This window comes from Planotetraspora silvatica (genome assembly GCF_016863315.1).
In the GTDB taxonomy this organism is placed as follows: domain Bacteria; phylum Actinomycetota; class Actinomycetes; order Streptosporangiales; family Streptosporangiaceae; genus Planotetraspora; species Planotetraspora silvatica.
This window is the reverse complement of record NZ_BOOQ01000013.1, coordinates 31774-55933: the sequence shown is the minus strand read 5'-3', so window position 1 is coordinate 55933 and position 24160 is coordinate 31774. Positions and strand designations below refer to the sequence as shown.

Annotated in this window: 23 protein-coding genes; 14 read left to right on the top strand and 9 right to left on the bottom strand. The window is 69.3% G+C overall.

All coding sequences use genetic code 11. The features are described 5' to 3' along the window. Positions 1–10: 10 nt before the first annotated feature. Genes dprA through Psi02_RS11120 form a run of 3 tightly spaced genes read right to left on the bottom strand, consistent with a single transcriptional unit; the run spans position 11 to position 3226 of the window. Entirely contained in the window at positions 11–1228 is a 1218-nt protein-coding gene (gene dprA / locus Psi02_RS11130; protein ID WP_239094793.1) for a DNA-processing protein DprA, read from the bottom strand. After that, the gene (locus Psi02_RS11125) at positions 1228–2871 is read right to left on the bottom strand and encodes a YifB family Mg chelatase-like AAA ATPase (RefSeq protein WP_203973389.1); all 1644 of its coding nucleotides are present in this window, start codon (positions 2869–2871) and stop codon (positions 1228–1230) included. The genes dprA and Psi02_RS11125 overlap by 1 nt, the downstream gene beginning before the upstream one ends. A gap of 1 nt (position 2872) precedes the next feature. Next, positions 2873–3226, bottom strand: a complete 354-nt coding sequence (locus tag Psi02_RS11120) for a YraN family protein (RefSeq protein WP_239094792.1) — start codon at positions 3224–3226, stop codon at positions 2873–2875. 149 nt (positions 3227–3375) lie between these two features. Here Psi02_RS11120 and Psi02_RS11115 point away from each other — a divergent pair, with 149 nt between their 5' ends. Both Psi02_RS11115 and Psi02_RS11110 read left to right on the top strand, forming a co-directional pair. Then, entirely contained in the window at positions 3376–4152 is a 777-nt protein-coding gene (locus Psi02_RS11115) for an alpha/beta fold hydrolase (RefSeq protein ID WP_203973388.1), read from the top strand. Positions 4153–4284: 132 nt separating this feature from the next. Next, positions 4285–5667 carry a CoA transferase gene (locus Psi02_RS11110; protein WP_203973387.1) on the top strand — a complete coding sequence of 461 codons (1383 nt, stop codon included), beginning with the start codon at positions 4285–4287 and terminating at the stop codon, positions 5665–5667. Here Psi02_RS11110 and Psi02_RS11105 read toward each other — a convergent pair. Next, the gene (locus tag Psi02_RS11105) at positions 5552–6877 is read right to left on the bottom strand and encodes an MFS transporter (RefSeq protein ID WP_239094791.1); all 1326 of its coding nucleotides are present in this window, start codon (positions 6875–6877) and stop codon (positions 5552–5554) included. The two genes, Psi02_RS11110 and Psi02_RS11105, sit on opposite strands and share 116 nt — an antisense overlap. Positions 6878–6948: 71 nt before the next feature. On the opposite strand from Psi02_RS11105, the gene Psi02_RS11100 reads away from it, so the two are divergent. The 7 genes from Psi02_RS11100 (at position 6949) to Psi02_RS11070 (ending at position 12534) form a co-directional block, all read left to right on the top strand. Beyond that, a complete protein-coding gene (locus Psi02_RS11100) occupies positions 6949–7632 on the top strand; it encodes a helix-turn-helix domain-containing protein (protein ID WP_203973386.1) in 684 nt (227 codons plus the stop codon). Between the two features lie 353 nt (positions 7633–7985). Next, positions 7986–8951: a 30S ribosomal protein S2 gene (rpsB, locus tag Psi02_RS11095; RefSeq protein WP_203973385.1), complete on the top strand. Its 966-nt coding sequence runs from the start codon at positions 7986–7988 to the stop codon at positions 8949–8951. Positions 8952–9077: 126 nt separating this feature from the next. Next, complete coding sequence (gene tsf, locus Psi02_RS11090) at positions 9078–9911, top strand: translation elongation factor Ts (protein WP_203973384.1); 834 nt, start codon at positions 9078–9080, stop codon at positions 9909–9911. Between the two features lie 123 nt (positions 9912–10034). Next, positions 10035–10733, top strand: a complete 699-nt coding sequence (gene pyrH / locus Psi02_RS11085) for a UMP kinase (protein ID WP_239094822.1) — start codon at positions 10035–10037, stop codon at positions 10731–10733. A 9-nt stretch (positions 10734–10742) separates the two neighbouring features. Next, positions 10743–11300, top strand: coding sequence for a ribosome recycling factor (gene frr, locus Psi02_RS11080; RefSeq protein WP_203973383.1), 558 nt, complete (start codon positions 10743–10745; stop codon positions 11298–11300). A 209-nt stretch (positions 11301–11509) separates the two neighbouring features. After that, on the top strand, positions 11510–11665 hold the full coding sequence (locus Psi02_RS11075; RefSeq protein WP_203973382.1) for a hypothetical protein: 156 nt from the start codon (positions 11510–11512) through the stop codon (positions 11663–11665). Continuing rightward, positions 11662–12534: a phosphatidate cytidylyltransferase gene (locus Psi02_RS11070; RefSeq protein WP_203973381.1), complete on the top strand. Its 873-nt coding sequence runs from the start codon at positions 11662–11664 to the stop codon at positions 12532–12534. Before Psi02_RS11075 ends, Psi02_RS11070 begins: the two co-directional genes overlap by 4 nt. Before the next feature lie 49 nt (positions 12535–12583). Here Psi02_RS11070 and Psi02_RS11065 read toward each other — a convergent pair whose 3' ends face one another. Continuing rightward, positions 12584–13627, bottom strand: a complete 1044-nt coding sequence (locus Psi02_RS11065; protein ID WP_373317619.1) for a suppressor of fused domain protein — start codon at positions 13625–13627, stop codon at positions 12584–12586. A gap of 77 nt (positions 13628–13704) precedes the next feature. Between Psi02_RS11065 and rlmN the strand changes: the two genes are divergently transcribed. Next, entirely contained in the window at positions 13705–14823 is a 1119-nt protein-coding gene (gene rlmN, locus Psi02_RS11060) for a dual-specificity RNA methyltransferase RlmN (RefSeq protein WP_203973380.1), read from the top strand. A gap of 258 nt (positions 14824–15081) precedes the next feature. Here the strand turns inward: rlmN and Psi02_RS11055 are convergent, their stop codons facing one another. From Psi02_RS11055 to Psi02_RS11045, 3 genes are all read right to left on the bottom strand, one after another. Beyond that, entirely contained in the window at positions 15082–17067 is a 1986-nt protein-coding gene (locus tag Psi02_RS11055; protein WP_203973379.1) for an HNH endonuclease signature motif containing protein, read from the bottom strand. Between the two features lie 373 nt (positions 17068–17440). Continuing rightward, positions 17441–18103: a hypothetical protein gene (locus Psi02_RS11050; RefSeq protein WP_203973378.1), complete on the bottom strand. Its 663-nt coding sequence runs from the start codon at positions 18101–18103 to the stop codon at positions 17441–17443. Then, the gene (locus tag Psi02_RS11045) at positions 18100–18987 is read right to left on the bottom strand and encodes an ATP-binding cassette domain-containing protein (protein ID WP_203973377.1); all 888 of its coding nucleotides are present in this window, start codon (positions 18985–18987) and stop codon (positions 18100–18102) included. Before Psi02_RS11045 ends, Psi02_RS11050 begins: the two co-directional genes overlap by 4 nt. Before the next feature lie 139 nt (positions 18988–19126). Between Psi02_RS11045 and Psi02_RS11040 the strand changes: the two genes are divergently transcribed. From Psi02_RS11040 to Psi02_RS11030, 3 genes are all read left to right on the top strand, one after another. After that, positions 19127–20134: a DivIVA domain-containing protein gene (locus Psi02_RS11040; RefSeq protein ID WP_203973376.1), complete on the top strand. Its 1008-nt coding sequence runs from the start codon at positions 19127–19129 to the stop codon at positions 20132–20134. A 185-nt stretch (positions 20135–20319) separates the two neighbouring features. Next, entirely contained in the window at positions 20320–21288 is a 969-nt protein-coding gene (locus tag Psi02_RS11035; protein ID WP_203973375.1) for a nitrilase-related carbon-nitrogen hydrolase, read from the top strand. After that, positions 21285–21980 (top strand): cyclase family protein, encoded by a 696-nt coding sequence (locus Psi02_RS11030; RefSeq protein WP_203973374.1) that lies wholly within the window; start codon positions 21285–21287, stop codon positions 21978–21980. Before Psi02_RS11035 ends, Psi02_RS11030 begins: the two co-directional genes overlap by 4 nt. A gap of 28 nt (positions 21981–22008) precedes the next feature. Here Psi02_RS11030 and Psi02_RS11025 read toward each other — a convergent pair whose 3' ends face one another. After that, complete coding sequence (locus Psi02_RS11025; RefSeq protein WP_203973373.1) at positions 22009–22497, bottom strand: Lrp/AsnC family transcriptional regulator; 489 nt, start codon at positions 22495–22497, stop codon at positions 22009–22011. 214 nt (positions 22498–22711) lie between these two features. Between Psi02_RS11025 and Psi02_RS11020 the strand changes: the two genes are divergently transcribed. After that, on the top strand, positions 22712–24145 hold the full coding sequence (locus tag Psi02_RS11020; RefSeq protein WP_203973372.1) for a gamma-aminobutyraldehyde dehydrogenase: 1434 nt from the start codon (positions 22712–22714) through the stop codon (positions 24143–24145). Positions 24146–24160: the final 15 nt, after the last annotated feature.

The following is a 24160-nucleotide window of genomic DNA, read 5'->3' as shown; positions in this document are numbered from 1 at the left end:
GGCCTCCATGCTAGCGAGCGTGATCTCCCCGGCCCTGGAGGTCCGCCTGCCGCCGCAGGCGCCATCCACGGGCGACGGGCTCGACGAAACCGGCGGCGGCGAGACCGCCGAGGCAGCCGATCGCCGTGGTGAGATCGACTCCGGCTGCGACGGCGATCACGGCCGGTCCGGCGCCTCCGCGCGCGGGCACGGCCTCGAGCACACGTCTGGTCTCGTCGTTCAGCTCGTCACGCGGCCGGATCGGTCCTCGGCGCTCCGGCGCGAGGTCGGCGCCGATCGAGCCGACGAGGTCGATCACCTCTTCATGCGAGGTCACGCACACGGCCTTGCCGGAACGGATCAGCATGTGGCAGCCCTCGGAGGTCACGGCGGTGATCGGTCCGGGCACGGCCATCAGATGCCTGTTCAGCCCGGCCGCGTGCGTCGCGGTGTTGAGCGCGCCGCTGCGGGCGGCCGCCTGCACGACGATCGTCCCGCGCGACAGCGCCGCGATCACGCGGTTCCTGACCAGGAAGCGCGGCCGCGTCGGGTGGGCGCCGGGCGGCCATTCGCTGACGACCACACCCTGGGACCGGACCACGCGGAAGAGATCTTCGTGAGCGCGGGGGTAGCACTCGTCGACCCCGCAGGCCAGGGTGACCACCGTGGGCGAGCCGCCCGCGAGGGCCCCGCGATGGGCCGCGGCGTCGATGCCGTAGGCGCCGCCGCTGACGACCGTCCATCCCCGGATGCTGAGCTCCGACCCGAGCTGGGCGGCCACCTGGACGCCATAAGGCGTCGCGGCCCTCGCGCCGACGATCGCGACAGACCGCAGGCAGGCGAAGCGCAGGTTCGCCTGGCCGTCCAGCCAGAGCCCGAAGGGCCGGGCGTCACCGAGATCGTCCAGCTGGGTGGGCCACTCGGAGTCGCCGGGAATGATCAGCCGGGCTCCCCGCTCCCGCCCCAGAGCCAGATCGGCGTCCGGGTCGGTGTAGCGGGCGGCCCAGGCCGCGACCAGTCGCGCCAGGTCGGACCGCCGCCTCGATCGCTCGGCCAGTTCGTTCTCCTTCGTGGCGAAATCCGGATCCAGCGACCCTCGGCGGACCTGCTCCAGCGCCTGCCGGGGGCCGCACCAGGCGATCAGGCGGCCCATGACCGGATCGCCCGCCTCGGCCATCCGCATGAGCGCGACCCTGGCCGTGCGGTCGTCCTCCCGCGTCCGCGTGCCGGAGTCGAGCGGCGTCCCCATCACTCCACCCCCAGCCACATCCCCAGCGCCGCCGACGTCTCGGCCTCGCCGGGGCGGTCCTTGCCCTCGAGGTCCGTGAGCGTCCAGGCGACGCGCAGGATCCGGTCCAGCCCGCGCGTGCTGAGTGTGCCCTGGTCGAGCCCTCGATGCAGGGGCGCGAGGGCGCCGCCCGGCAGCCGGAAATCGGTGTGCAGCGCCGCCGACGACACTTCCGCGTTGGTCTGCCACGGTGTGCCCGCCAGACGTTTGGCGGCACGCTCACGGGCGAAGAGGACACGCTCGGCCACCACGGAGCTGGATTCGGCGAACCGCCGATCGGCGAGCAACTCGGCCCGGGTCGCCCGGCCGACTCTGACCTTCACGTCGATGCGGTCCAGAAGGGGGCCGGACAGCCGGGCGAGATAGCGCCGCCGCATGGTCGGCGTGCAGTCGCAGGCACTCCCCGGTGAGCCGTTGCGCCCGCACGGACAGGGATTGGCGGCCAGCACCAGCATGAAACGCGCGGGAAAGGTGACCGTGTTCGTCGCCCGGGAGATCGTCACCGTGCCTGATTCGAGGGGCTGCCGGAGCGAGTCGAGCACGCCGGAGCCGAATTCCGGGGCCTCGTCGAGGAAGAGCACGCCCCGATGCGAGAGCGACACCGCGCCGGGCCGGACCAGGCCGCCCGCGCCTCCGCCGACGACGGCCGCCACCGTCGCCGTGTGATGCGGGGCCATGAAGGGAGGCCTGGCGAGCAGCGGACGGCCGCGTGGGAGAGTCCCCGCGACCGAGTGGATGGCGGTGACCTCCAGCGCCTGATCCTGGGAGAGCGCCGGCAACAGCGTCGGCAGCCGCTCGGCGAGCATGGTCTTGCCGGTGCCCGCCGGGCCGAGCATCCACAGGTTGTGGCCTCCCGCCGCGCACACCTCCAGAGCCTTGCGTCCCATGGGCTGGCCCGCGACGTCGCGCAGATCGACCTCCGGCGCGCCGTAGGGCCGGCCGCCGGGCGGCTGCTCGCCTCGAGGGCCGGTGCGGACGGTGACTCCGCCGGTCCGGGCCGTCCCCCCTCCGACCCATGCGGGGCCGTCCGGGTGGGGCCCGTCGCCTTCCAGCGTGGCGGCGTCCGCGACGACCGCCAGGCTGTGGAGATCACCCGAGCGCAGCCAGCCCACGAGTTCGGAGAGGGTGGCGACCGGCACCACGGTCAGGCCGGGCACCAGGGACGCCTCAGCGGCGTTGAGCGAGGGCACCACGACGGTGCGCGCCCCCGCCTCGGCTGCGGACAACACGGCGGGCAGCACGCCCCTGACCGGCCGCACGCGGCCGTCCAGCCCGAGCTCGCCGAGAAACACGGGCTCGGCCACGCGCTGGGCCGGGACCGCGCCCGCCGCGCCGAGGACGGCGATCGCGATCGCCAGGTCGAAGATCGACCCGCGCTTCGGGAGGCTCGCGGGGAACAGGCTGACCGTCACCCTGGCGTCCGGCCACTCGAAGCGACTGTTGATCAACGCGGAACGGACACGCCCGCGAGACTCGGTGATCGCGGTGTCCAGGAGGCCGATGAAGTGCGTGCCGACCATCCCGGGGCCGACGTCGGCCTCGATCTCGATGATGTGCCCGGTCACGCCGACCAGGGCGACGCATCGCGTCCTCGCGACCGTCATGTCAGATCACCCCGCGCTCGTGGCGGAGGGAGAAGTCGCCCGCGAACCGCTCCAGGGCGACCACGTCGACCCGCACCGTGTCGAACCGCTCCGCCTGCGTCGCCAGCCACAGTCGCGCCAGGGAGCGCAGCCGTACGAGCTTGTCGTGCGTGACCGCCTCGAACGCCGTGCCGTGACGTCGACTCGAGCGGGTCTTCACCTCCACGACGACCATCGCGTTCCCGTCACGCGCGACGATGTCGATCTCACCCTCAGGACAGCGCCAGTTGCGGGCCAGGACGCTCATGCCCCGTGCCACCAGAAAGTCCGCGGCGAGCTGCTCGCCGTACCTGCCCAGCTGATCTTTCGCGGCCAATGGGACCACCTCCGGCCCCAGACCTTCCTAGGGCGTCCCCTGGCGCGGAGCGACAGAACTGGATTCTGTGGACATGGCCGCTCATCCACAGACCCGTCATCCACAGGCTGGCGGCGGCACCGGCGCGAGGACGTGCGAGCATGACGCCTATGGCGATCTTTGTCCAGGATGCGGGGCCCGATGACGGGCCGGCGGTGGTGCTGCTCCACGGTGCGGGAACCAGCGGCTGGATGTGGAAGAGGCAGATCCCCGCTCTCGCCGCCGACCTGCGGGTTCTGGTGCCCGACCTTCCCGGCCACGGGCGGAGCAACGCCCACCCATGGGTCTCGATCGCCGACACGGCCGAGCTCGTGGCCGAGACGATCTCGGCACGGACACCGGACGGGAAGGCCCACGTGGTCGGGCTGTCCCTGGGCGGATACGTCGCCGCACACCTGGCCGCCACCAGCCCAGAGCTCCTGAGCAGCGCCGTCGTGAGCGGGGTCAACGTCCTGCCCTTCCCCAATCCAGGCACGATGCGGCTCATCGGCAGGGTGATGGGGCCGATCATCGGCTGGGGGCCCGTGGTGCGGGCCAACGCCCGCAATCTCGGCGTGCCGCCGGAGGACTTCGAGGGCTATCGCGCCGCGGTCCGCGCCATGACCCGGCAGGCCTTTCGCAGGGTCAACGAGGAGGTCCTGGATTTCCGGGTGCCCGATCAGTCGAAGGACTCCCCGTGTCGGGTCCTCGCCGTCGCGGGGGAGAACGAGCACGAGCTGATCAGGCGGTCGCTGGCGGGCATCGCCGCGGCCTTCCCCGAGGGGCAGGCTCGCCTGGCGCCCGGCGTCGGCCACGGGTGGAACGGGGAGAAGCCCGAGCTCTTCACGGCGATGATCCGATCCTGGGCGCTGGGTGACCCGCTGCCGGAGGAACTGCTCTCGGTGTGATCGCCCGTGGCTGTGGACAGATCTGTGGGTAACCGGCGAAGACTGTGGATGACGCCAGGGATCTTGTGGACTCCGGCCGGGGAGGCGCACCCCGATTAGTAGGCCGGTTTCTCTTTAGCAGGGGAGACGAGCGTGATCGAGGGCCTGATCAAGCGGTTGGGCGAGGACGCGGGAATCGCTCTCCCGGATGTGCGGGTGACCGGCGACGACCCTGTGCTTCCCTCCGTCTTCCGCGTCGACACGGCCGCGGCCGCCTCTGTTGGCGCCGTGACCGCGGCCGTCGCCGCGTACTGGGGCCGACGCGAAGGCGCTCCGGCCGCGGATGTGAGCGTGGACGTCCGGCACGCGGCGGCCGCCTTCCAGAGTGAGCGCCACTTCCGGATCGACGGGGAGAGGGCCGTTCTTTGGGCGCCCCTGTCGGGGGACTACCGGACCTCCGACGGCTGGATCAAGTTGCACTGCAACTTCGACCATCACCGCGACGCCGCCCTCCGTGCGCTGAGGCTGGACGCCGGCGCGGGTAGGGACGACGTCTCGGCGGCCTGCGCCGGCCGTACCGGCACCGACGTCGAGGAGGCGGTGATCCGCGAGGGCGGGTGCGCGGCCGTGCTGCGCGACAGGCAGGACTGGCTCGCGCATCCACAGGGGAAGGCGGTCGCGCGACTGCCGCTCGTCGGCCTGTCATCCCTTCCCGCACCCGCCACGCCGGCCCATGGCACGGCAGGGGGAGCCGCCGATGTGCCGCGGCCGCTGAGCGGTGTGCGGGTCCTCGATCTGACGAGGGTGATCGCGGGACCGGTGGCGGCCCGGATCCTCGCCGCGCACGGCGCCGAGGTCCTGCGTGTGGGCGCCGCGCACCTTCCCGAGGTGCCGGGGCTGGTCGTGGAGACCGCCTTCGGCAAGCGATCGTGTCACGTCGACCTCAGGACGGAGCCCGGCGTGTTGCGTGACCTCGTCAGGCAGGCCGACGTGGTGATCCAGGCCTATCGGCCAGGGGCCCTGCGGGACAAGGGGTTCGGCGCCGACGATCTCGCCGCCCTGCGGCCGGGGATCGTGTCCGTGGACATCTCCGCGTACGGCTCCCGCGGCCCGTGGGCGAGCAGGCGAGGCTTCGACAGCCTGGTGCAGATGGTCTCCGGCATCGCCCACGAGAACGGCGACGGCTCCAGGCCCGTGCCGCTCCCGGCGCAGGCGCTCGACCACGCGACCGGCTTCCTCGCCGCCTTCGGCGCGGTCGCCGGGTTGCTGCGCCGTACGGACGAGGGCGGTTCCTGGCATGTCGAGGTCGCGCTGGCGAGGACCGCGGCGTGGCTCGACGGCCTGGGGCGCACCGCCGGTGACGCCCCCGAACCGCGGGTGGACGACCTGCTGGCGACCATGGGCAGCGCGTTCGGGACCCTCACGTACGTGAGGCCTCCGGGGCTGATCGAGGGGGCCGAGCCGTACTGGGCGAGTGCTCCTCCCCTGCAGGGCGAGCATGCCGCCGGATGGGCGACAACCACAGGCAGGGGATGACGAGCAGCGAGGCCGCCGCACCCACCCACAAGGCGGGCCGGAGCCCGAGCGACTCCCCGAGCAGGCCGCCGAGGAGACCGCCCACAGCCATTACGCCCTGGACGGCGAACTGGGTCGAGGCGTTCACCCGGCCGAGCAGTCCGGCCGGAGCCTCGCGCATCGTCGTGGCCCCCGCACAGATGCTGAAGCACACGATGGCCACTCCGGTGATCACCTCTGTGACGCAGAGCTGACCGATCACCAGCCAGATCGGGCCGTGCGCGGCGGCCGTGCCGATGAATCCGATCGGGAAGAACAGCACGGAGCCGAGCAATACCCGGCTTTCGCCGTACCGGCGGGTGAGCCGGGGTGCGAGGACGGCGCCGAGCAGGCCGCCGACGCCGAAACCGGTCGCCGTGATGCCGACCAGGCTGCCAGGAAGGCCGAGGACGCGGACCGCGAAGACCACGTAGAGCGCGAGCTGGGCCGCGCCGAGCGTGTTGACGACCATTCCGGTGACGCAGAGGGTGCGCAGCACCGGATGCCTGGTCAGGACGCGCATGCCCTCGGCGATCTCACGGCCGATTCCGGCCCCGCGGGTGCCGGCCTCGCGCTCGGGCGCGCGGATGGCCCGGAGGCAGAGCGCGGACGCGAGGAAGGAGAACCCGTCGACCAGGATCGCGACGGGGGCGGTGAGCAGGGCGACGAGCAGGCCCGCGAGACCCGGCCCGCTGATCTGGGCGACGGAGTACACCGACTGGAAGCCCGCGAGCGCCGCCGTCCGCTGGGGCTCCGCGACCACGGCGGTGAGGTGGGGCGTGTTGAACGAGCGGAACACCACCGCGCAGACGCCGACGACGAAGGCGGCCGCGATCAGCCAGGGGAGGGTCAGCACCCCGCCCAGCCATGCCGCCGGCACCGAGAGCGTGGCCAGGCCGGCGACCGTCTCGCACGACGTCATCACCGGTCTGCGACGGCCCACCCGGTCGGCCAGCGCACCCGACGGCAGGCCGACGAGCAGGTACGGGAACGTCGACGCGGCCGTGAGCAGGCCCATCTGGATCGGGGAGGCGTGGAGCGCGGTGGCCGCGGTCAGCGGCACGGCGAGCCTGGTGACCTCGCTTCCGGTCTCCGAGATCGCTCGGGCGGACCAGAGGAACCGGTAGTCCCGTTGACGCCGCAGGGGGACGTTCGGATGGGCGTCCCGGGCATCGTGAAGCATCTCCTTCATAACTATGAAGCTAATACTTCACAGTTATGAAGGCAATACTTCACATCTGATCGGCGAGTAGCGTGTGCGACATGACCACCTCGAAGGCGGAGGGTTACCGGCAGGTCAATGACGCCGGCGTTCTCCGTGCGCTGGCGCATCCCGCGCGGCTGGCCATCCTGTCCCGGCTCCAGTCGGAGGGGCCTGCGACGGCCACGGAGTGTGCGCAGGTCACGGGGTTGTCTCCGAGCGCGTGCAGCTATCACCTGCGCACGCTGGCGAAGAACGGACTTGTCGAAGAGGCGCCGCCCAGGGGTGACGGCAGGGAGCGGGTCTGGCGGGCCCTGCAACGGGGATGGGGCTTCAACGAACCCGAGGACGGGATCACACCTGAGCTGTTCGAGGCTCGGAGGGCGGTGATCGACACGGTCCTGGCCGACGCGGCCCAGCGGTTGAGCGCATATCTCGCGCAGTCGGACCGAGAGCCGCATGAATGGCGGGCGGCCGCGTGGCTGACCCACGCGACGCTCCTTGTCGACGCCGAGGAACTCAGGGCTCTCGCGGAGCGGATCAACGAGTTGATCATCCCCTACCGGGCCGCGGAACGCACGGGGGAGAACGCCCCCGTGGGGGCGCGGCTCGCGGAGTTCCAGCTCCGGCTCTTCCCTTGGGCGCCACGCGGCGCCGGCGGTCCAGGCGCGGGTTCTGCGGCCTCGGATTCCGCGAACGCAGGCTTCACGGCGGCCGGTTCCGCGGGCTCGGATTCCACCGGCTAAGGTTCCACGGCGGCCGGTTCCGCGAGCTCAGGTTCCCCGGACTCGGGTTCCACGGCGGCCGATTCCGCGAGCGCAGGTTCCACGGACTCGGGTTCCACGGCGGCCGGTTCGGCAGAGGACGGCGACGCGGTGGCAGGCACGGTCACGTCGCCGGTCATCAGCGGGGACGGATCCGGGTAGACTGTACGACGGCCTGCTCTAGCGGGCCGAATTCACGCGCCCATTCACGAGTCGTCGCCTCGGTCCGGACCTTGTCCGGCGGTGACGGCCCGGGGCGTCAGGGTGCGAACCATGTGGTTCGTGCGACCAACCGAGACCGTGCCCCCGGGCACACAACCATGGAGGACCACACCATGGCCCCTGTCGTCACCATGCGACAGCTGCTCGAGAGCGGCGTTCACTTCGGCCACCAGACTCGCCGGTGGAACCCGAAGATGAAGCGCTTCATCTTCACCGAGCGCAACGGCATCTACATCATCGACCTGCAGAAGTCGCTGTCCTTCATCGACCGCGCCTATGACTTCGTGAAGGAGACCGTCGCCCACGGCGGTTCCATCATGTTCATCGGCACGAAGAAGCAGGCCCAGGAGTCCATCTCCGAGCAGGCGTCCCGCGTCGGCATGCCGTACGTGAACCAGCGCTGGCTGGGTGGCATGCTCACCAACTTCTCCACGGTTCACAAGAGGCTCCAGCGTCTGAAGGAGCTCGAGGAGCTCGACTTCGAGAACGTGGCCGCGTCCGGGCTCACCAAGAAGGAGCTCCTGATGCGCCGCCGTGAGAAGGAGAAGCTCGAGCGCACGCTCGGCGGTATCCGGGACATGGCCCGCGTTCCGAGCGCGATCTGGATCGTGGACACCAAGAAGGAGCACATCGCGATCAACGAGGCCAAGAAGCTTGGCATCCCGGTCGTCGCGATCCTGGACACCAACTGCGACCCGGACGAGGTCGACTACCCGATCCCGGGTAACGACGACGCGATCCGCGCCGTCAGCCTTCTCACCCGCGTGATCGCCGACGCCGTGGCCGACGGTCTGATGACCCGCGCCGGCGCCGGTCGCGGTGACGAGAAGCCCAGTGGCACCGCCGAGGTCGAGCCGCTCGCCGAGTGGGAGCGCGAGCTGCTCGAGGGCGCCTCCGCTGAGGCCGCTCCCGCCGAGGCCGCAGCCGAGGCTCCGGCTGAGGACGCCGCTCCGGCTGAGGCTCCTGCTGAAGAGGCCGCTCCGGCTGAGGCTCTGGCCGAGGAGGCCGCTCCCGCCGAGGCCGCGACCGAGGCTGAGGCTCCGGCCGCCGAGGCTCCCGCCACCGAAGAGCAGGCGTAGCCCCGGCGTCCGCACGGAATGCCGTGCGGACCTCAAGGCTCCACCGTGGTGGGCGTGCGCGCCCGGCGCCCACGCCCACCACGAGACATCTGATCTCACCTGGGTTCCCGAAGAGGAAATAGGACAATGGCTTCCGTGAACATGGCCGACGTCAAGCGGCTTCGTGAGCTGACCGCCGCCGGCATGATGGACTGCAAGAAGGCGCTTGAGGAGTCCGAGGGCGACTTCGACAAGGCGGTCGACCTCCTGCGTCTCAAGGGCGCCAAGGACGTCGGCAAGCGGGAGACCCGCACCGCCTCCAACGGCCTCGTGGCCGTCAAGCACGAGGGTGACTCCCTCGCCGCGCTGCTCGAGCTCAACTGTGAGACCGACTTCGTCGCGAAGGGCGAGCGCTTCCAGCAGCTCGCGGCCGACATCGTCGCGCACATCCTGGCGACCAAGCCCAGCGACGTGCCGACGCTGCTCGAGTCCGACCTGAACGGCAAGACCGTCAAGGAGCACCTGGACGAGGCCAACGCCGCGCTGGGTGAGAAGATCGAGATCCGCCGGTTCTCGGTGCTGGAGGGTGGCTTCATCACCTCCTACATGCACAAGACCGACCCGCAGCTTCCCCCGGCCGTGGGCGTGCTCATCCAGCTCGACCAGGAGAACTCCGCGGTCGGCAAGGACATCGCCCAGCACGCCGCCGCGATGGCGCCGAAGTACCTCAGCCCCGCCGAGGTGCCCGCCGACGTCGTCGAGAAGGAGCGGTCCCTCTTCGAGCAGATGACTCGCGAGGAGGGCAAGCCGGAAGCCGCCATCGCCAAGATCGCCGATGGTCGTCTCAACGGCTGGTTCAAGGACTTCACGCTGCTGGAGCAGACTTTCGTGAAGGACAACAAGAAGACGGTCGCGAAGGTCGCCGCCGAGGCGGGCGTGAAGGTCTTGGCCTTCACCCGCTTCAAGGTCGGCCAGGCTTAGGCTTACAGCCAGGAGCCATTGACGCGTACTTATATCGAGGAGGCCGCCGCCGTGCAGGAGAACACCAGACCCGCCACGCCGGCGGCTTCGTCGCATGATGGGCGACTGCGCTGGAAGCGCGTGATGTTGAAGCTGTCCGGCGAGGCCTTCGCCGGCGGCGAGCCGCTCGGGATCGACCCCTCTGTGGTCGCCCAGCTCGCCGACTCCATCGCCGAAGCCGTCCGCGAGGGCGTACAGGTGGCCGTCGTCGTCGGTGGCGGCAACATGTTCCGGGGCGCCGCCCTGTCGGAGCGCGGGATGGACCGCGCCCGGGCCGACTACATGGGCATGCTGGGCACCGTGATCAACTGCCTCGCTCTGCAGGACTTCCTGGAGAAGCGGGGCATCGACACCCGGGTCCAGACCGCCATCACGATGCAGCAGGTGGCCGAGCCGTTCCTGCCCCGACGTGCCATCCGCCACCTGGAGAAGGGGCGCGTGGTCATCTTCGGTGCTGGGCTGGGTTCGCCGTTCTTCTCCACCGACACCTGCGCCGCGCAGCGGGCTCTCGAGATCGGCGCGGAGGCGCTGCTCAAGGGCACCCAGGTCGACGGCGTCTACGACTCCGACCCCCGGAAGAACCCCGACGCGGTCCGGTTCGACCAGCTTGATTACAGCGAAGTGCTGACGCGCGGCCTGGGGGTCATGGACTCGACCGCGATCAGCCTGTGCATGGACAACGGCCTGCCCATCGTGGTCTTCGACCTGATGGGGGACGGCAACATCCTGCGGGCGGTCCGCGGTGAAAAGATCGGCACGCTGGTGAGTCCGGCAGGGAAATAGGGAGCCGCAGTGATCGACGAAACGCTCTTCGAGGCCGAAGAGAAGATGGACAAGGCGGTGACGGTCGCCAAGGACGACTTCGCGGGCATCCGCACCGGCCGTGTCACGCCCTCCATGTTCAACAAGATCAACGTGGACTACTACGGATCGCCCACCCCGATCCAGCAGCTTGCGTCCTTCCACGTGCCCGAGGCACGCATGGTCCTGCTGCAGCCGTACGACAAGGGCGCGATGACGGCGATCGAGAAGGCCATCCGCGACAGTGACCTCGGCGTCAACCCGGGCAACGACGGGCAGGTGATCCGCGTGGTGTTCCCCGAGCTCTCCGAGGAGCGCCGCAAGGAGTACATCAAGGTCGCCCGCACCAAGGCGGAGAACAGCCGGATCTCCGTGCGGAACATCCGCCGTCATGCCAAGGAGACGCTCGACAAGCTGGTCAAGGACGGCGAGGCGGGCGAGGACGAGGTGCATCGCGCGGTCAAGGAGCTCGACGACCTCACTCAGAAGCACGTCGCTAAGATCGATGACCTGCTGAAGCACAAGGAAGCCGAGCTGCTCGAGGTCTGAGATCTCGATGTGAGGCCATGGCACGACCGTGATCCTTGTGCCGCGCTGTCCGGTGAGTACAGCGCGGCACAAGGATCACGTGTATAGGGAGTAGGACGCTTTGGACGGAACGGCTGCCGCCGGAGACCGCTATTCCGCGGATGGCGTGACCGGTGTCTCCGGCGACGGCGATGCCGAGCGCCACAACGGTGGCCATGGCAACGGTCACGATGACGGCCGTGGTGCTGATTCGGGTGCTGATTCCGGTGCCGGATCTGGCAATGGTCGTGGTGAGGGCCGGAGTGATGATCGCGCCGATGGCCGTGGCGACGGTCACGCCGATGGTCTCGGTGGCGGTCTCGGTGGCGCTCTCGGTGGCGGCATGAACGGTTCCGGAGGCGGGGAACCCGGCCCGGCGGGCACCGGGCCCGCGGGGGCTCCCGGTGGCGGGAGCCGTACGGGGCGGAACCTTCCCGCGGCCGTGGCCGTCGGCGTCGCTCTGGGCGCAGCGGTCATCGCCTCGCTCTACACCATCAAGGTCCTCTTCCTCCTCGTCGTCCTCGCCGCGGTCGGCGTGGGCGTCCACGAGCTCACCAAGGCCGTCGCGGCCCGCGGGATCCGGGTGCCTACGCTCCCGCTCCTCGCCGGCATGACGGCGATGGTCGTCGGTCCCTACTGGGGCGGCCCCGCCTTCCTCGTCGGCGCTTTCGCGGTGACCGCGATGGTGGTGCTGGCCTGGCGGATGTTCCAGGGCACGGACGGCTTCGTCAGGGACGCCACGGCCGGGCTCTTCATCGCCGTCTACCCCTCGCTTCTCGCGGGTTTCGTCCCGTTGCTCCTCAAGGTGGACGACGGCTCCCACCGTGTGCTCATCTTCATCGCGGTGACCGTCTGCAGCGACATCGGCGGCTATTTCGCCGGGATCCTGTTCGGCAAGCATCGGATGTCGCCGCTCATCAGCCCGAAGAAGACCTGGGAAGGCTTCGCCGGATCCGCGCTCGCCTGCGTCGTGGCCGGCGCGTTACTGGTTCACTTACTGCTGGGCGGCGCGTACTGGCAGGGCGGCGTCCTCGGAGCCGTGGTCGTCGTCTGCGCGACCCTCGGCGACTTGATCGAGTCGGTCATCAAGCGCGATCTCGGCATCAAGGACATGGGCACCCTCCTCCCGGGCCACGGCGGCGTGATGGACCGCCTCGACTCCCTGCTCTTCACGCTCGTCCCCATCTGGCTGTTGCTCACGTTGTTCGTGGGCTAGTCCGTGGTTCCCGGGCCGGTCCGTCCGCGCCGCCTGCGCACGCTCGCGGTCAGATCCGGCTCTGTACGGCCAGGCGGTCGGAGAGCACCTGGTGCCCCTGGTCCTGGGCCAGTCGGAGTTCGGTGTCGGTGAGCGGAAGCAGCCACAGCCACCGTACGGATTCGCCCCCGAAAGCGAATCCAGACAGGTCGGGCAGGCCGACCGGGTCGGCCAGCATGATCACTCCCTGGTGGCCGCCGTCCAGTGGGAACGTGCCCGGGCCCTGAAACCAACGGGCCGTATGGCCATGCCCCAGCCAGGTCACCGACCGCCACGGGTACTGGCCCAGCCAGAGCAGCACCCGGGTGGCCACCCCCGGGTCCTGCCGGGTCGCGATGGCGAGCTCTATGCGGCAGGCGGTGTCGTAGAGCTCCGCCGTCGGCATCCGCTGACAGCTCATGCCGACCGTGGACAACACGGTGTAGTCCCTGCCGTAACCGGCGGGCCGCTCAGTCACTCCGACCACAGGAAGCCTGGCGCCGCTGACGTCCCAGTAGCGTCCGGGCGGGCCGAGCCTGCTGTCCAGGTGGCCCATGACGAACTGCTGGAACGACGACCAACTGCCCTCGGCCTCCCGCCACTGCCAGTACGCCCGGGCTTTGGCCACACGAGGCGACAGCCCTTCCATCGCCTCGGCGAGTGACCAGGCGAAGGGCGATTCGCCCACGGCGTCCCTGGCGTAGCCCGGCATGCCACGTTCCAGATCCGACCAGCCTGGAATGACGGCCAGCAGTTCGCCGTTCTCGAAGATGGCGACGCCGTCCCCCTCCTCGAACCAGAGCACGGACAGTGCGGCGGCGTCGAGCGGCGGCGTACCGGAAGGGTTGACGGTGTTCACACGGGGCATCACGGGCGGCAGCCCGGCGTTGGCCCGCGCGAGATCCACCGTCTCCGGGGCCGGACCGTGGTTGGCCAGCCAGACGGCTCCGTGGACGGTTCCCTTTGATCCGCGCAGGTAAGCTACTGAGGATGCCCGATCGCGTTCGATGGTGAGAGTGCGGCTCCCGTAGGGGTTGGGGCTGGTGAGCACGACGGATGCCCTGTCCAATCTCACCTCCGGAATCACCGCCAGAATAAGGCTGCTTTGGGCAGCCGTTAAGACCACATCTGCAGGAGATCGGAAGGTTTTGCGTGAGCGACCAGCCCAAGACCGGCCAGCTGACGTTCGTCGCGCCGCGCCGGGCCAAGCCGCAACGCCATCTGGCCGATCTCACCATGGCCGAGCGCAGGGCGGCCGTCACGGAGCTCGGTGAGAAGCCGTTCCGTGCCGACCAGCTCTCCCGTCACTACTTCGCCAAGCTCACCGGGTCTCCGGAGGAGATGACCGACCTGCCTGGCGACAGCCGCGAGCGGCTGGTGTCCCAGCTCATGCCGTCCCTGCTGACGCCTGTCCGCGAGATCACCTGTGACGACGGCATGACCCGTAAGACGTTGTGGAAGCTGTTCGACGGCTCCCTCGTCGAGTCGGTGCTGATGCGTTACCCCGACCGGGTGACGATGTGCGTCTCCTCCCAGGCCGGCTGCGGGATGAACTGCCCGTTCTGCGCCACCGGTCAGGCCGGGCTGACCCGGAACATGTCCACGGCGGAGATCGTCGAGCAGGTCGTCGCGGGTGCCCGGGCGCTTGCCAGAGGCGATGTCCCCGGTGGCCCCGCCCGGGTGAGCAACATCGTCTTCATGGGCATGGGCGAGCCGATGGCCAACTACAAGGCCGTGATCGGCGCCGTCCGCCGCCTGGTCGATCCGGCTCCCGAGGGCCTGGGCATCTCCGCCCGCGGCGTGACGGTGTCGACCGTCGGCCTGGTGCCCGCGATCGAGAAGCTCGCAGCGGAGGGCCTCCCCGTCACGCTGGCCGTCTCACTGCACGCCCCCGACGACGAGCTTCGCGACACGCTCGTCCCCATCAACACCCGGTGGAAGGTCGCCGAGGTGCTCGGCGCCGCCTGGGACTATGCGGCGAAGACCAAGCGTCGCGTCTCCATCGAGTACGCCCTGATCAAGGACATCAACGACCAGGAATGGCGCGCGGACCTGCTCGGCCGTCTCCTCAAGGGCAAGCTCGTCCACGTCAATCTGATCCCCCTCAATCCCACGCCGGGGTCGAAGTGGACCGCCTCGCGTCCCGAGGACGAGCGCGCCTTCGTCCGGAGGCTGGAGTCCCACGGCGTCGCGGTCACCGTTCGTGACACCCGGGGCCGCGAGATCGACGGCGCGTGTGGTCAACTCGCGGCTGCCACGCCCGCACCCTGACGCCCTCCGGTTTCTGACGGCTCGCGACGGCTCCCCAGGGCTTCCGGAGGGCTTGCGACGGTGCCCTGTTTCTGACGCCTTCCTGTTTCTGACGGTGCCCGGGCTGATTTACGGATTCGAGCGGTGCTCCAGGCTCTGTTCAGGCCCGTGTTGATCCGGTCTGTGTCGATCCGGTCTGTGTCGATCGGGCCTGTGTCGATCGGGCCTGTGTCGATCGGGCCTGTGTTGATCCGGCCTGTGTCGATCCAGGTCCGTTGATCAGAACGGGGGCGCATCTGTCTCCTGTCCGAGCAGGGGAGTGATCGGTTGCGGGTCCGGGGCGTGGGCCTGGGTGTCTCCGTCATCGGGGCCCTCCTCGCTGCGTGACGGCGGACTGGGCTGCTGTGGATTGCATGGCTGTCGAGTGCTTGTCCGCGGACTGTGCGGTTTCAAGCCGGTCACCAAGGGGTGGGCGTCATCAGGAATGCGGCCGGGCGGTGAGTCCGGCCAGTCGCGAGGCCGCGGGTCGAGGGTGCCGAACATGATCGGTGGGAGACGGGTGGGATAGCTGTGGCCGAGCGGGCTGCTCCACAGGATCACGCCGGGATCGGGCATGGTCACACGCCAGCCGCCGTCGTGTTTGGCGCGGTGGTCGTGACGGCAGGCCAGATGCAGATTGTCTTCGGTGGTCAATCCTCCGCCGGCCCAGTCGGCAGCGTGGTCTTGGTCGGTCCTCGTCGCAGGCATGCGGCAGCCGGGCCATGAACAGCATCGGCCCCGCATCTGGACATATCGGCGTAAGACCGCACTCGCTCGTCGTCGGGCACTCGTGGGGTCGGCGCTGACGTCGCTGCTGCTCCTGGTCGTGTCGTCGGTTGCTTGGAGATGGCGCCTGGTCCTGTGGACAAGGTCGGTGAGGAGCGACGTCCACAATCCCAAGGAGCCGTTCCCCTCCACGATGTCGTTCAGGCGAGATCTGGTGATTTGAAGCTCGACGATGCCGCTGTGCCGGATGTCCCGCGAGGGGCGCTCAGAGGGGACGCAGGGGCGATGCCGCGTTATCCCGCTGTACAGGAGTCGGCCGTCGTCGGTGCAGACCGCGAACCGCCATTCGCCGGCGAGCATGCCGGAGACCATCTCGCGGGCCAGACCAGCGTGGATGATCCCCCAACCGGGCACCTCGGCAGGGTGCTCGTCGAGCCCGAGCAGGGTGGTCAGCTCCACCCGGATCTCACGAACCGCCCGGCCGGCCCCGTTGCCCGGCACAGGCTTGTGCTGAACAGATCCGGGTTCAGCATGCTCGGGCTGAACAGGATCCGGCCGTTCAGATTCCGCTTGATCGGATCTGGGCCGGTCGTTTCGAGGCCGGTCGTTTCCGGGTCGGGCGCGCTGAGCCGCGTCGGGGCGCGGTGATGCCGGATCCCTGTGCGGGGATCGTGCAGGCTTCCGGCCGGTCGGCCGACTGGCGTGGTCGGCGCCGGCGTCATCACTCCGATCGTCGCTCTGATCGACGAAAGGATGCTTGAGGACGTGAGCGACGATCTCTTTGTCCGTGAGAGCTTCGAGCGACCCGTCCAGAGAGCCGAGGAACAGGTCGGTGCGGATATGGTCGATCGGGCGCCTGTCCCCTGCGCGTTTGCACGCGCGGGCCAGATCATCGATCCGCTCGCAACCGGCGGCCGCCCGGTCCAACGGCAGGTCCAGGCCTGACACGGTCGCAGTGCCGTCCTCGTTGCGGCTCCCCACCACGCGGCGTCGGCGGATCGCCTCTGTGTAGCGCTTCTGCGCCCACTCGGGGTCGATCGCCAGAACCAGCCTCTGGATCTGCTCGATCAACGCGCCGACGGTCAGCCGGCCTGCCCCCGGCACCAGTTGCGCGCAGACCATCTCGGCCTGCTGGGGAGTCAGGCCCGCGGTCCACCGAATGAACGCCGCCGCTCGCGGCTCATCCAGGTCACCGCGCGACATCGCCTCACCCAGCTGGGGCAGTCGGCGGTGCACGCCCCATGCCAGCTCGAAGGTGGAATCGGCGCGGCGGCGTGACCACACCAGTGCCGCGCGCGCCTCATCCGGGCTGAACTCGTCCGGCACCTCAAGCCGTCTCACCGAGTCGCCGGAGAAGTGCTCTCGCAGCCCGACCTCCAGCAAGACCGCGAGAAACCGGGCTCGATCGTGGCACAACTGCCGGTAGGCCGCTTTCAGTACCTCGACCGTGTCGAACCCCGATACCCGACGCTCGTCGATATTCGCCAGGGCTTCCGCCAACTCCACGCCTGGCGGCAACGAGGCCAAGCCGTCAGGGGTCGGCAGCGGATGATCCGTACGCAAGGGGACGGGCGGAGGAACCGCGGCCGGACCTGCGGATGCGCATGCGAATGCGGATGTTGTGGACACGGCGGGCCTCCTCCCCGGAGACGAAAGCGACCGACTTCCCGATCGAGCGGCGATCGGGACTCCACTTCATGGAAATCGACTGCTTCATCACGGGGCGTACGGCCTCAACGGCCCGCCCAACCAAGCTCACCTGTAACGGCCGCCCCAATCATATGTCGAACGTACGATCGAAACAACCCTTCAATGCATGCCTTCCGGGGCGCGCCGTTCTCATATCCGGGAGTTGACCCCTCCTGCCGTTCGGTCAGGGTCGGGTACGGCGCAGCCAGGTGTACCCCGCGAGTCCGAGCAGCGGCCAGAGCAGGGACTGTACGGCGAGCAGGGGCAGATGTCCCATGAGGACGTCGTGGTGGCCGTCCTTCATCCAGCTCATGACGGGGACCGTCAGCCACCGCGCTCCTGACGCGCTGACCAGCAGTATCGCCAGATAACCAAGGATCAGGACCAGATTCGACGCGGCGGGGGACGGAAGGATCGGACGGCTCGTCAATGCTCCGAGCGCTACTCCGGCGATGACGGAGAACAGGTGCAGGCACACCCCGACCATGACCGCACCGATGCCGGGGTCGGCGGAAAGACGCGCCAGCAGAGCGAGTTCACCGATCACCGTCAGACCCAGATCGAAGACGCAGGCCGCGATGATCCCGCTCAGCAGTTCCCCTCGGCGGTCGGCGACGATGGAGATCATCCGCTGCTCATCCGGCTCGGTGTCGAGGAGCCCGCGAGCCGCCCAGGCGAACACGGGCAGGAGAATCCCGGCCGAGTCGGCCATCGCTCCCAGTTCCTCACCGGCGGGGACCGGTGTCGCGTACAGAATCGCCAGTAGGGGGAGTAGCGCGATGAGCGGCTGAAGAGCCCGATGCGAGCGTGCGTATCCCGCGAGCCGGAAGCGTGCCAGTGCGATCATTCGGCCGCCTCCCGTGCGATCTGGACCACGTGTCCCTCGGCGCGCAGGCGGTTCGCCAGTTCCTCTGCCTTCGACGTCACGACGGCGACTTCGAGCACGGTGACGGCCGGGGAACCGTCCTCCAGCACAGCGACTCCCTGCACCATGATTCCGTGCGCCGTGCCGTCTCGTGTGCTGTCATCACGTGTGCTGTCGTCCTGCTGGGTGATGCCCTGTGGGGTGATGTCCGGTGCGGTGCCGTTCTGTGCGGTGACGCGCATCCCGGCGGCTGGCCCGGCGTTTCTGGGGAGCTCTCGAATCGTCCCGTCTCTGACCTCGTGCCTCCGTAGGTCGGGGAGCGCACGCAGTTCGCCCTGATGGTCACTGACGACGACGATGCCGCCTCTGGCGGAGACCTCGCCGATGATCTGTGGCAACTCGGCCCGGGTCGCGGCATCCAGACCCGCGAACGGTTCATCGAGGATGAGCAACCCCGGCTCACAGAGCAGAGCCTGAGCGAGCCCCACCTTGTGGGCGCTGCCCTTGGAGAGATCAGGCAGGCGATGCCCCATCAGCTGATCCATGCCGAGCCGCCCCGACCATTCGTCGATCCGCCGCGGGTCGGTTCCCCGGATAGCGGCCATATGGCGCAGGTATGCGGCGACCGTGAACGGCTGGGCCGCCGGGAACCGCTCGGGCGCGTATCCGACGACGTCCGGACGCTCGTCGATGGTGCCCTTGACCGGTCTGAGGAGCCCGGCGAGCAGGCGCAACAGAGTGGACTTGCCCGTGCCGTTCGGTCCTACGACCTCGGTCACGTCGCCGGGGCTGAGAACAAACCCGGCGTCTGACAACACCCAGGGAGTCCGCCTTCCATAACGGAAGGACAGATTGATCACACGCATAGAGTTCGCAGCTTATCCGTACAGACTTCGTGCGTCCTGTAGATCGCACGTGGTGCCAGTGGGGGCCGGGGGACTCCCTTCGTGTTCGATTCACCGACACAATGGATCTACTCGACCACGCGACGGATGGGAGAGGTGTGTGAATCGCTTTCCACGCGTCATCGGTGTCCGGCTCGGCTACGACCCCGAGCAGGTCGACGAGCTGATTCTGAGGATTGAGCGGACGCTCGGCCGCGGTCACCTCGACGGTCCGCCGGTCACGGCCGATGAGATCCGCCGCGCCAAGTTCGGCGTCAAGCTCGGTGGCTATAACGAGACGGCGGTGGACTTCGCTCTCGACGCGTTCATCGTCGCGGTGGAGACCCGAGATCTCCCGGCCGCGGATCTGCCCTCGGGCGAGGATCGCGCTGACCTCGATGCCGTACGGCAGGCAGGTGAAGAGCACGGCGAGCCTGCCTTGTCCGAGGAGCCCGGCGCGGAAGCCGAGACGACACTGAGCCCCGAGCGCGAAGTCGGTTCGAGCCGATTCGGCGGCGCCGGCCAAGACGCGGAGTTCACGTTCGGAATCAGGCCGGGCTCGCGGGAGGGCGCCGGCCCGGAAATGCGTGACGAGGCCGGTGTGGGTACGCGGGGTGGCGCCGGGCCGGACGCACGCGACGACGACAGGGTTGGAAGCCGCAAGGCCGGCGTGGGCAGGACTGGCGAGGCCAAGGAGCACGGCGGAGAGCACGCCGAATCCAGGGACAGCACCGGAGCGCCAGCCAAGGGCGGCGCGAGTAGTGGAGCGCACGCCGAATCCAGGGACAGGAGTGGAGCGCAGGCCAAGGGCGGCGCGAGTGGAGCGCAGGCTGGGCGGGAGGTGCTGGTCGGCGCCGGCCCGGAGGACGAGTGGGAGGCCGCGGCGACGCGGGTGGAACAGATGGCGTTCCGGCCGGGACGGCTCGGCTTGGGCTATCGGGAGCAGGACGTCGACGCTCTGCTCGACAGGGTCGTCGCCACCCTGCGTCGCACCACCGACCGGCCGGTCACGGCGGAGCAGATAAGGACGGCCACGTTCACGACGGTGGTTTTCCGGCCCGGCTACGCGATCGGTGAGGTCGACCGCTTCCTCGCCGAACTGGCCGGTGTGCTGGAGCGTCGAGGATAGAGCTGAACACGAAGCCGTCCGAGATGGAGACACCGTATGACGCCTGACGGCATGACCCCCGATCGCGCAAGCGTGGACGCCACGACCGCCGATCGCATGACCGCCGATCGCATGACCCGTGGCCACATGACATCCGGCCACGTGACCTCTGTGGTCACGACCACTGCTGCTGCGGATGGACGGCCATGACGAAGGTGGCCGTCGCCCAACTCGCTCTCCAGGTGGGAAGGGCTGAGGAGAACCGGGCGGCGGCGTCCGCCGCCGTCGCGGAGGCCGCCGCGGCCGGAGCGCGGCTCGTCGTCCTGCCCGAACTGGTCAACAGCGGCTATGTCTTCTCCGGAGCGGCCGAGGCCAGGGCGTCGGCCGAGCCCGCCGACGGCCGGACCCTCTCGGAGTGGGCGCGGCTGGCACGGGCCCACGACCTGGTGATCGTCGGTGGATTCTGTGAGCTCGCCGAGGGGCGGGTCCATAACAGCCAGGCCCTGGTCGACGCCGGCGGGTTGCGTGCGGTCTATCGCAAGGTCCATCTCTGGGACGCCGAGCAGGACGTGTTCGTGCCGGGCGAGGGTCCCGCCCCCGTCGTCGACACGGCGATCGGCCGCGTCGCGATGATGGTTTGCTACGACCTGGAGTTCCCCGAGTGGGTGCGTTCGGTCGGGCTCGCGGGGGCGGACGTGCTCGCCGTCTCCACGAACTGGCCGGCGTCACCCGTACCCGCGGGGGAGAGGCCCGTCCTCGTCGCACATGCCCAGGTCGCGGCGGCCTCCAACCGGATGTTCGTCGCGGTGGCCGACCGGTGCTCCGCCGAGCGAGGGGTGGGCTGGGTCTCCGGATCGTCGATCATGGGACCGGACGGCTACCCGCTGGCGGGACCCGTCCTCCAGGACCGTCCCGCCGTGCTGATCGCCGACTGCGACCTCTCCTCCGCGCGGGACAAGGCCACGGGCCCGCGCAACGACGTGTACAGGGACCGGCGGCCGGACCTGTACGCGACAAGAGACCTGTACGCGACAAAAGAAGACCTGTACGCGACAAGAGAATCGAGCCCGTGCGCGATGAGGGAACCGGACTTGTGCGTGAATGAAGCGCAGGACCGGTACGCGGCACAGGAACGGGATCTGCACGTGGCAGAGGAAGCCGCGGCGCGATCATGATCGTCGACTTGTCGGTGCCCATCGTGACGGGGATGCCGGTCTATCCCGGCGATCCGGAGGTGGACGTCCGCCCGGCGCTCACCGTGGCGGGAGAGGGCGTCAACGTCCTCGGGCTGCATCTCGGGTCCCAGTCGGGGACTCACGTGGACGCTCCGTACCACATCGACGACGCGCTCCCCAGGCTCGACGACCTGCCGCTGGAGCGCTTCATCGGCCCGGCCGAGATCGTGGACGCCAGGGGCCTGCCGCCGCGCGCGCCGATCACCCCCGACCTCGTGGCGCCGCACCTCCGGGCGGGAACGATCCTCCTGATCGCCACGGGGTGGGCGGCCATGTGGGGGAGTGAGGACTACCTGCGGCATCCGTGGCTCACCGCGGAGGCGGCGGAGCTCATCGTCGGGTCGGGCATCCGCACCGTGGGGATCGACGCGCTCAGCGTGGACCCGACGCCCGCGGAGGAACTGCCGGCCCATCGGGTGCTGTGCGGTGCGCACGCCGTGATCGCCGAGAACCTGCGGGGCCTCGATCGGCTCGTCGACGCGCAGGAGGAGGGCCGGCCGATCGAGGTGTCACTGCTGCCCCTGCGCCTGGAGGGCGCCGACGGCGCCCCGGTTCGGGCCGTGGCCCGCATCGGCCCGCGCGTCAGCGACTGCCCGCCGAATAGATCAACGGGTGCCCGCCGAACAGGTTGAACAGTTCAACGCGTGCCCGCCGAATAGATCAGCGGGTGCCCCACGAATAGGTCTGCTTGTGCAGCTTGAGATAGACGAACGTCTCGGTGGCGCGCACGCTGGGGATCGCGCGGATCTTGCCGAGGATCTCCAGCAGGTGGCTGTCGCCCTCGCAGACGACCTCGACCATGATGTCCACGGAACCCGCGGTCAGGACGACGTAGTCGATCTCCTCGATGCGCGACAACTCGTCGGCAACCGTCTCCAGATCGCCCTCGCACTTGATGCCGATCATCGCCTGCCGCGGGAAGCCGAGCGTGAGCGGGTCGGTGACCGCGACGATCTGCATCACTCCGAGGTCCAGCAGGCGTTGCACGCGCTGGCGCACCGCCGCCTCCGATAAGCCCACCGCCTTGCCGATCGCGGCGTACGGCTTGCGCCCGTCCATCTGCAGTTGTTCGATGATCTGCTTGGAGATCTCATCGAGGACCACGGGCCCGCCCTGGGCGGTCGCGCGTGCCTTCGGCGGTGTCGTCATCCTCGGGGGGATCCTCTCTTCGAGTCGCCGTAGCGGCCCTGTGTTACACGCCGGTTTTTGACATGTTGCGCTTCAGGTCTGACATGTTGTCAGCTTCGATGCTCCTGTCAAGCGATTTCGTAGCGATTTGGTATCTTAACCACGAAATCACTTGTAGTTGGTTTTTTTGTCTGCCAGAGTCGCGACATTCAGCTACCTCGCAAGGAGGGCAACGGTGACCACCCGTCTGCAGAACTTCGTGAACGGGAAGTTCGTCGACGCCGTCAGTGGCCGGTTCTCGGATGTGGTCGATCCCACGACCGGCGAGGTCTACGCCCAGGCGCCCGTGTCCGGTCAGGACGACGTCGACGCGGCCTACGCCGCCGCGGCGGCCGCCTTCGAGACGTGGGGACAGACGACCCCCGGCGAGCGCGCCGGTTTCCTCCTGAAGATCGCCGATGCCATCGAGGCCCGCGCCGACGAGATCAACGAGGCGGAGTGCCGTAACACCGGCAAGCCTCGCGCGCGGATGGCGGAGGACGAGACCCCGATCGCCGCCGATCACTTCCGCTTCTTCGCCGGAGCGGCCCGCACGCTGGAGGGCCCCACGGCAGGGGAGTTCCTCGCCGACCACACTTCGATGATCCGGCACGAGCCGATCGGCGTCATCGGCCAGGTCACGCCGTGGAACTACCCGATGATGATGGCCGTGTGGAAGATCGCGCCGGCCCTGGCCGCGGGCAACACGATCGTCCTCAAGCCGTCGGACACCACGCCGGTCTCCACGATCAAGCTCGCCGAGATCATCGGCGACGTGCTTCCCCCCGGCGTCTTCAACGTCGTCACCGGCGACCGTGAGACCGGCGCCCTCGTCGTCGGCCACCCCACCGCCGACATGGTGGCGATCACCGGCTCGGTCGGCGCGGGAATGGCCGTGGCCAGGTCGGCCGCCGACGACCTCAAGCGCGTACACCTGGAACTGGGCGGCAAGGCCCCCGTCGTCGTATTCGACGACGTCAAGGACATCAACGCCGCCGCCGAGGCGATCGCGGGCGCCGGCCTCTACAACGCGGGCCAGGACTGCACCGCCGCCTGCCGCGTCATCGTCCAGGAGGGCATCCACGACGAGTTCGCCGCCGCGCTCGCGCAGGCCGCCGCGAACACCCGGATGGGCGGCCTCGACGACGAGGAGGCCTACTTCGGCCCGCTGAACAACCCCAACCAGCTCACGCGGGTTCAGGGGTTCTTCGAGCGCGTGCCCGAGCACGCCACCGTGCTCACCGGCGGTCACCAGGTCGGGGACAAGGGCTACTTCTTCGCCCCCACCGTCGTCGACGGGCTCCGTCAGGACGACGAGATGATCCAGGACGAGATCTTCGGCCCGGTCATGACGATCCAGACCTTCACCGACGAGGCCGACGCGGTGGCCAAGGCCAACGGCGTCAGGTACGGACTTTCCGGCTCGGTCTGGACCTCCGACCACGGCCGGGCCATGCGGGTGTCCAAGAGGCTCGACTTCGGCGTGGTGTGGGTGAACACGCACATCCCCTTCGTGTCGGAGATGCCGCACGGCGGCTTCAAGCATTCCGGGTACGGAAAGGACCTTTCGGTCTTCGGCCTCCACGACTACACCCGCGTCAAGCACGTCATGCACTACATCGGCGAATAGGCCGCGGCGGGAGCC

Bases quoted from the DNA above. Each gene is read 5' to 3' on its own strand.
- tsf (WP_203973384.1), top strand. From the start codon at position 9,078: ATGGCTTCCGTGAACATGGCCGACGTCAAGCGGCTTCGTGAGCTGACC.
- Psi02_RS11070 (WP_203973381.1), top strand. From the start codon at position 11,662: ATGAACGGTTCCGGAGGCGGGGAACCCGGCCCGGCGGGCACCGGGCCC.
- Psi02_RS11045 (WP_203973377.1), bottom strand. From the start codon at position 18,987: ATGCGTGTGATCAATCTGTCCTTCCGTTATGGAAGGCGGACTCCCTGG.
- Psi02_RS11125 (WP_203973389.1), bottom strand. From the start codon at position 2,871: ATGACGGTCGCGAGGACGCGATGCGTCGCCCTGGTCGGCGTGACCGGG.
- Psi02_RS11075 (WP_203973382.1), top strand. From the start codon at position 11,510: ATGACGGCCGTGGTGCTGATTCGGGTGCTGATTCCGGTGCCGGATCTG.
- Psi02_RS11025 (WP_203973373.1), bottom strand. From the start codon at position 22,497: ATGACGACACCGCCGAAGGCACGCGCGACCGCCCAGGGCGGGCCCGTG.
- dprA (WP_239094793.1), bottom strand. From the start codon at position 1,228: ATGGGGACGCCGCTCGACTCCGGCACGCGGACGCGGGAGGACGACCGC.
- rpsB (WP_203973385.1), top strand. From the start codon at position 7,986: ATGGCCCCTGTCGTCACCATGCGACAGCTGCTCGAGAGCGGCGTTCAC.
- Psi02_RS11115 (WP_203973388.1), top strand. From the start codon at position 3,376: ATGGCGATCTTTGTCCAGGATGCGGGGCCCGATGACGGGCCGGCGGTG.
- Psi02_RS11050 (WP_203973378.1), bottom strand. From the start codon at position 18,103: ATGATCGCACTGGCACGCTTCCGGCTCGCGGGATACGCACGCTCGCAT.
- pyrH (WP_239094822.1), top strand. From the start codon at position 10,035: ATGTTGAAGCTGTCCGGCGAGGCCTTCGCCGGCGGCGAGCCGCTCGGG.
- Psi02_RS11030 (WP_203973374.1), top strand. From the start codon at position 21,285: ATGATCGTCGACTTGTCGGTGCCCATCGTGACGGGGATGCCGGTCTAT.
- Psi02_RS11105 (WP_239094791.1), bottom strand. From the start codon at position 6,877: ATGAAGGAGATGCTTCACGATGCCCGGGACGCCCATCCGAACGTCCCC.
- Psi02_RS11035 (WP_203973375.1), top strand. From the start codon at position 20,320: ATGACGAAGGTGGCCGTCGCCCAACTCGCTCTCCAGGTGGGAAGGGCT.
- Psi02_RS11100 (WP_203973386.1), top strand. From the start codon at position 6,949: ATGACCACCTCGAAGGCGGAGGGTTACCGGCAGGTCAATGACGCCGGC.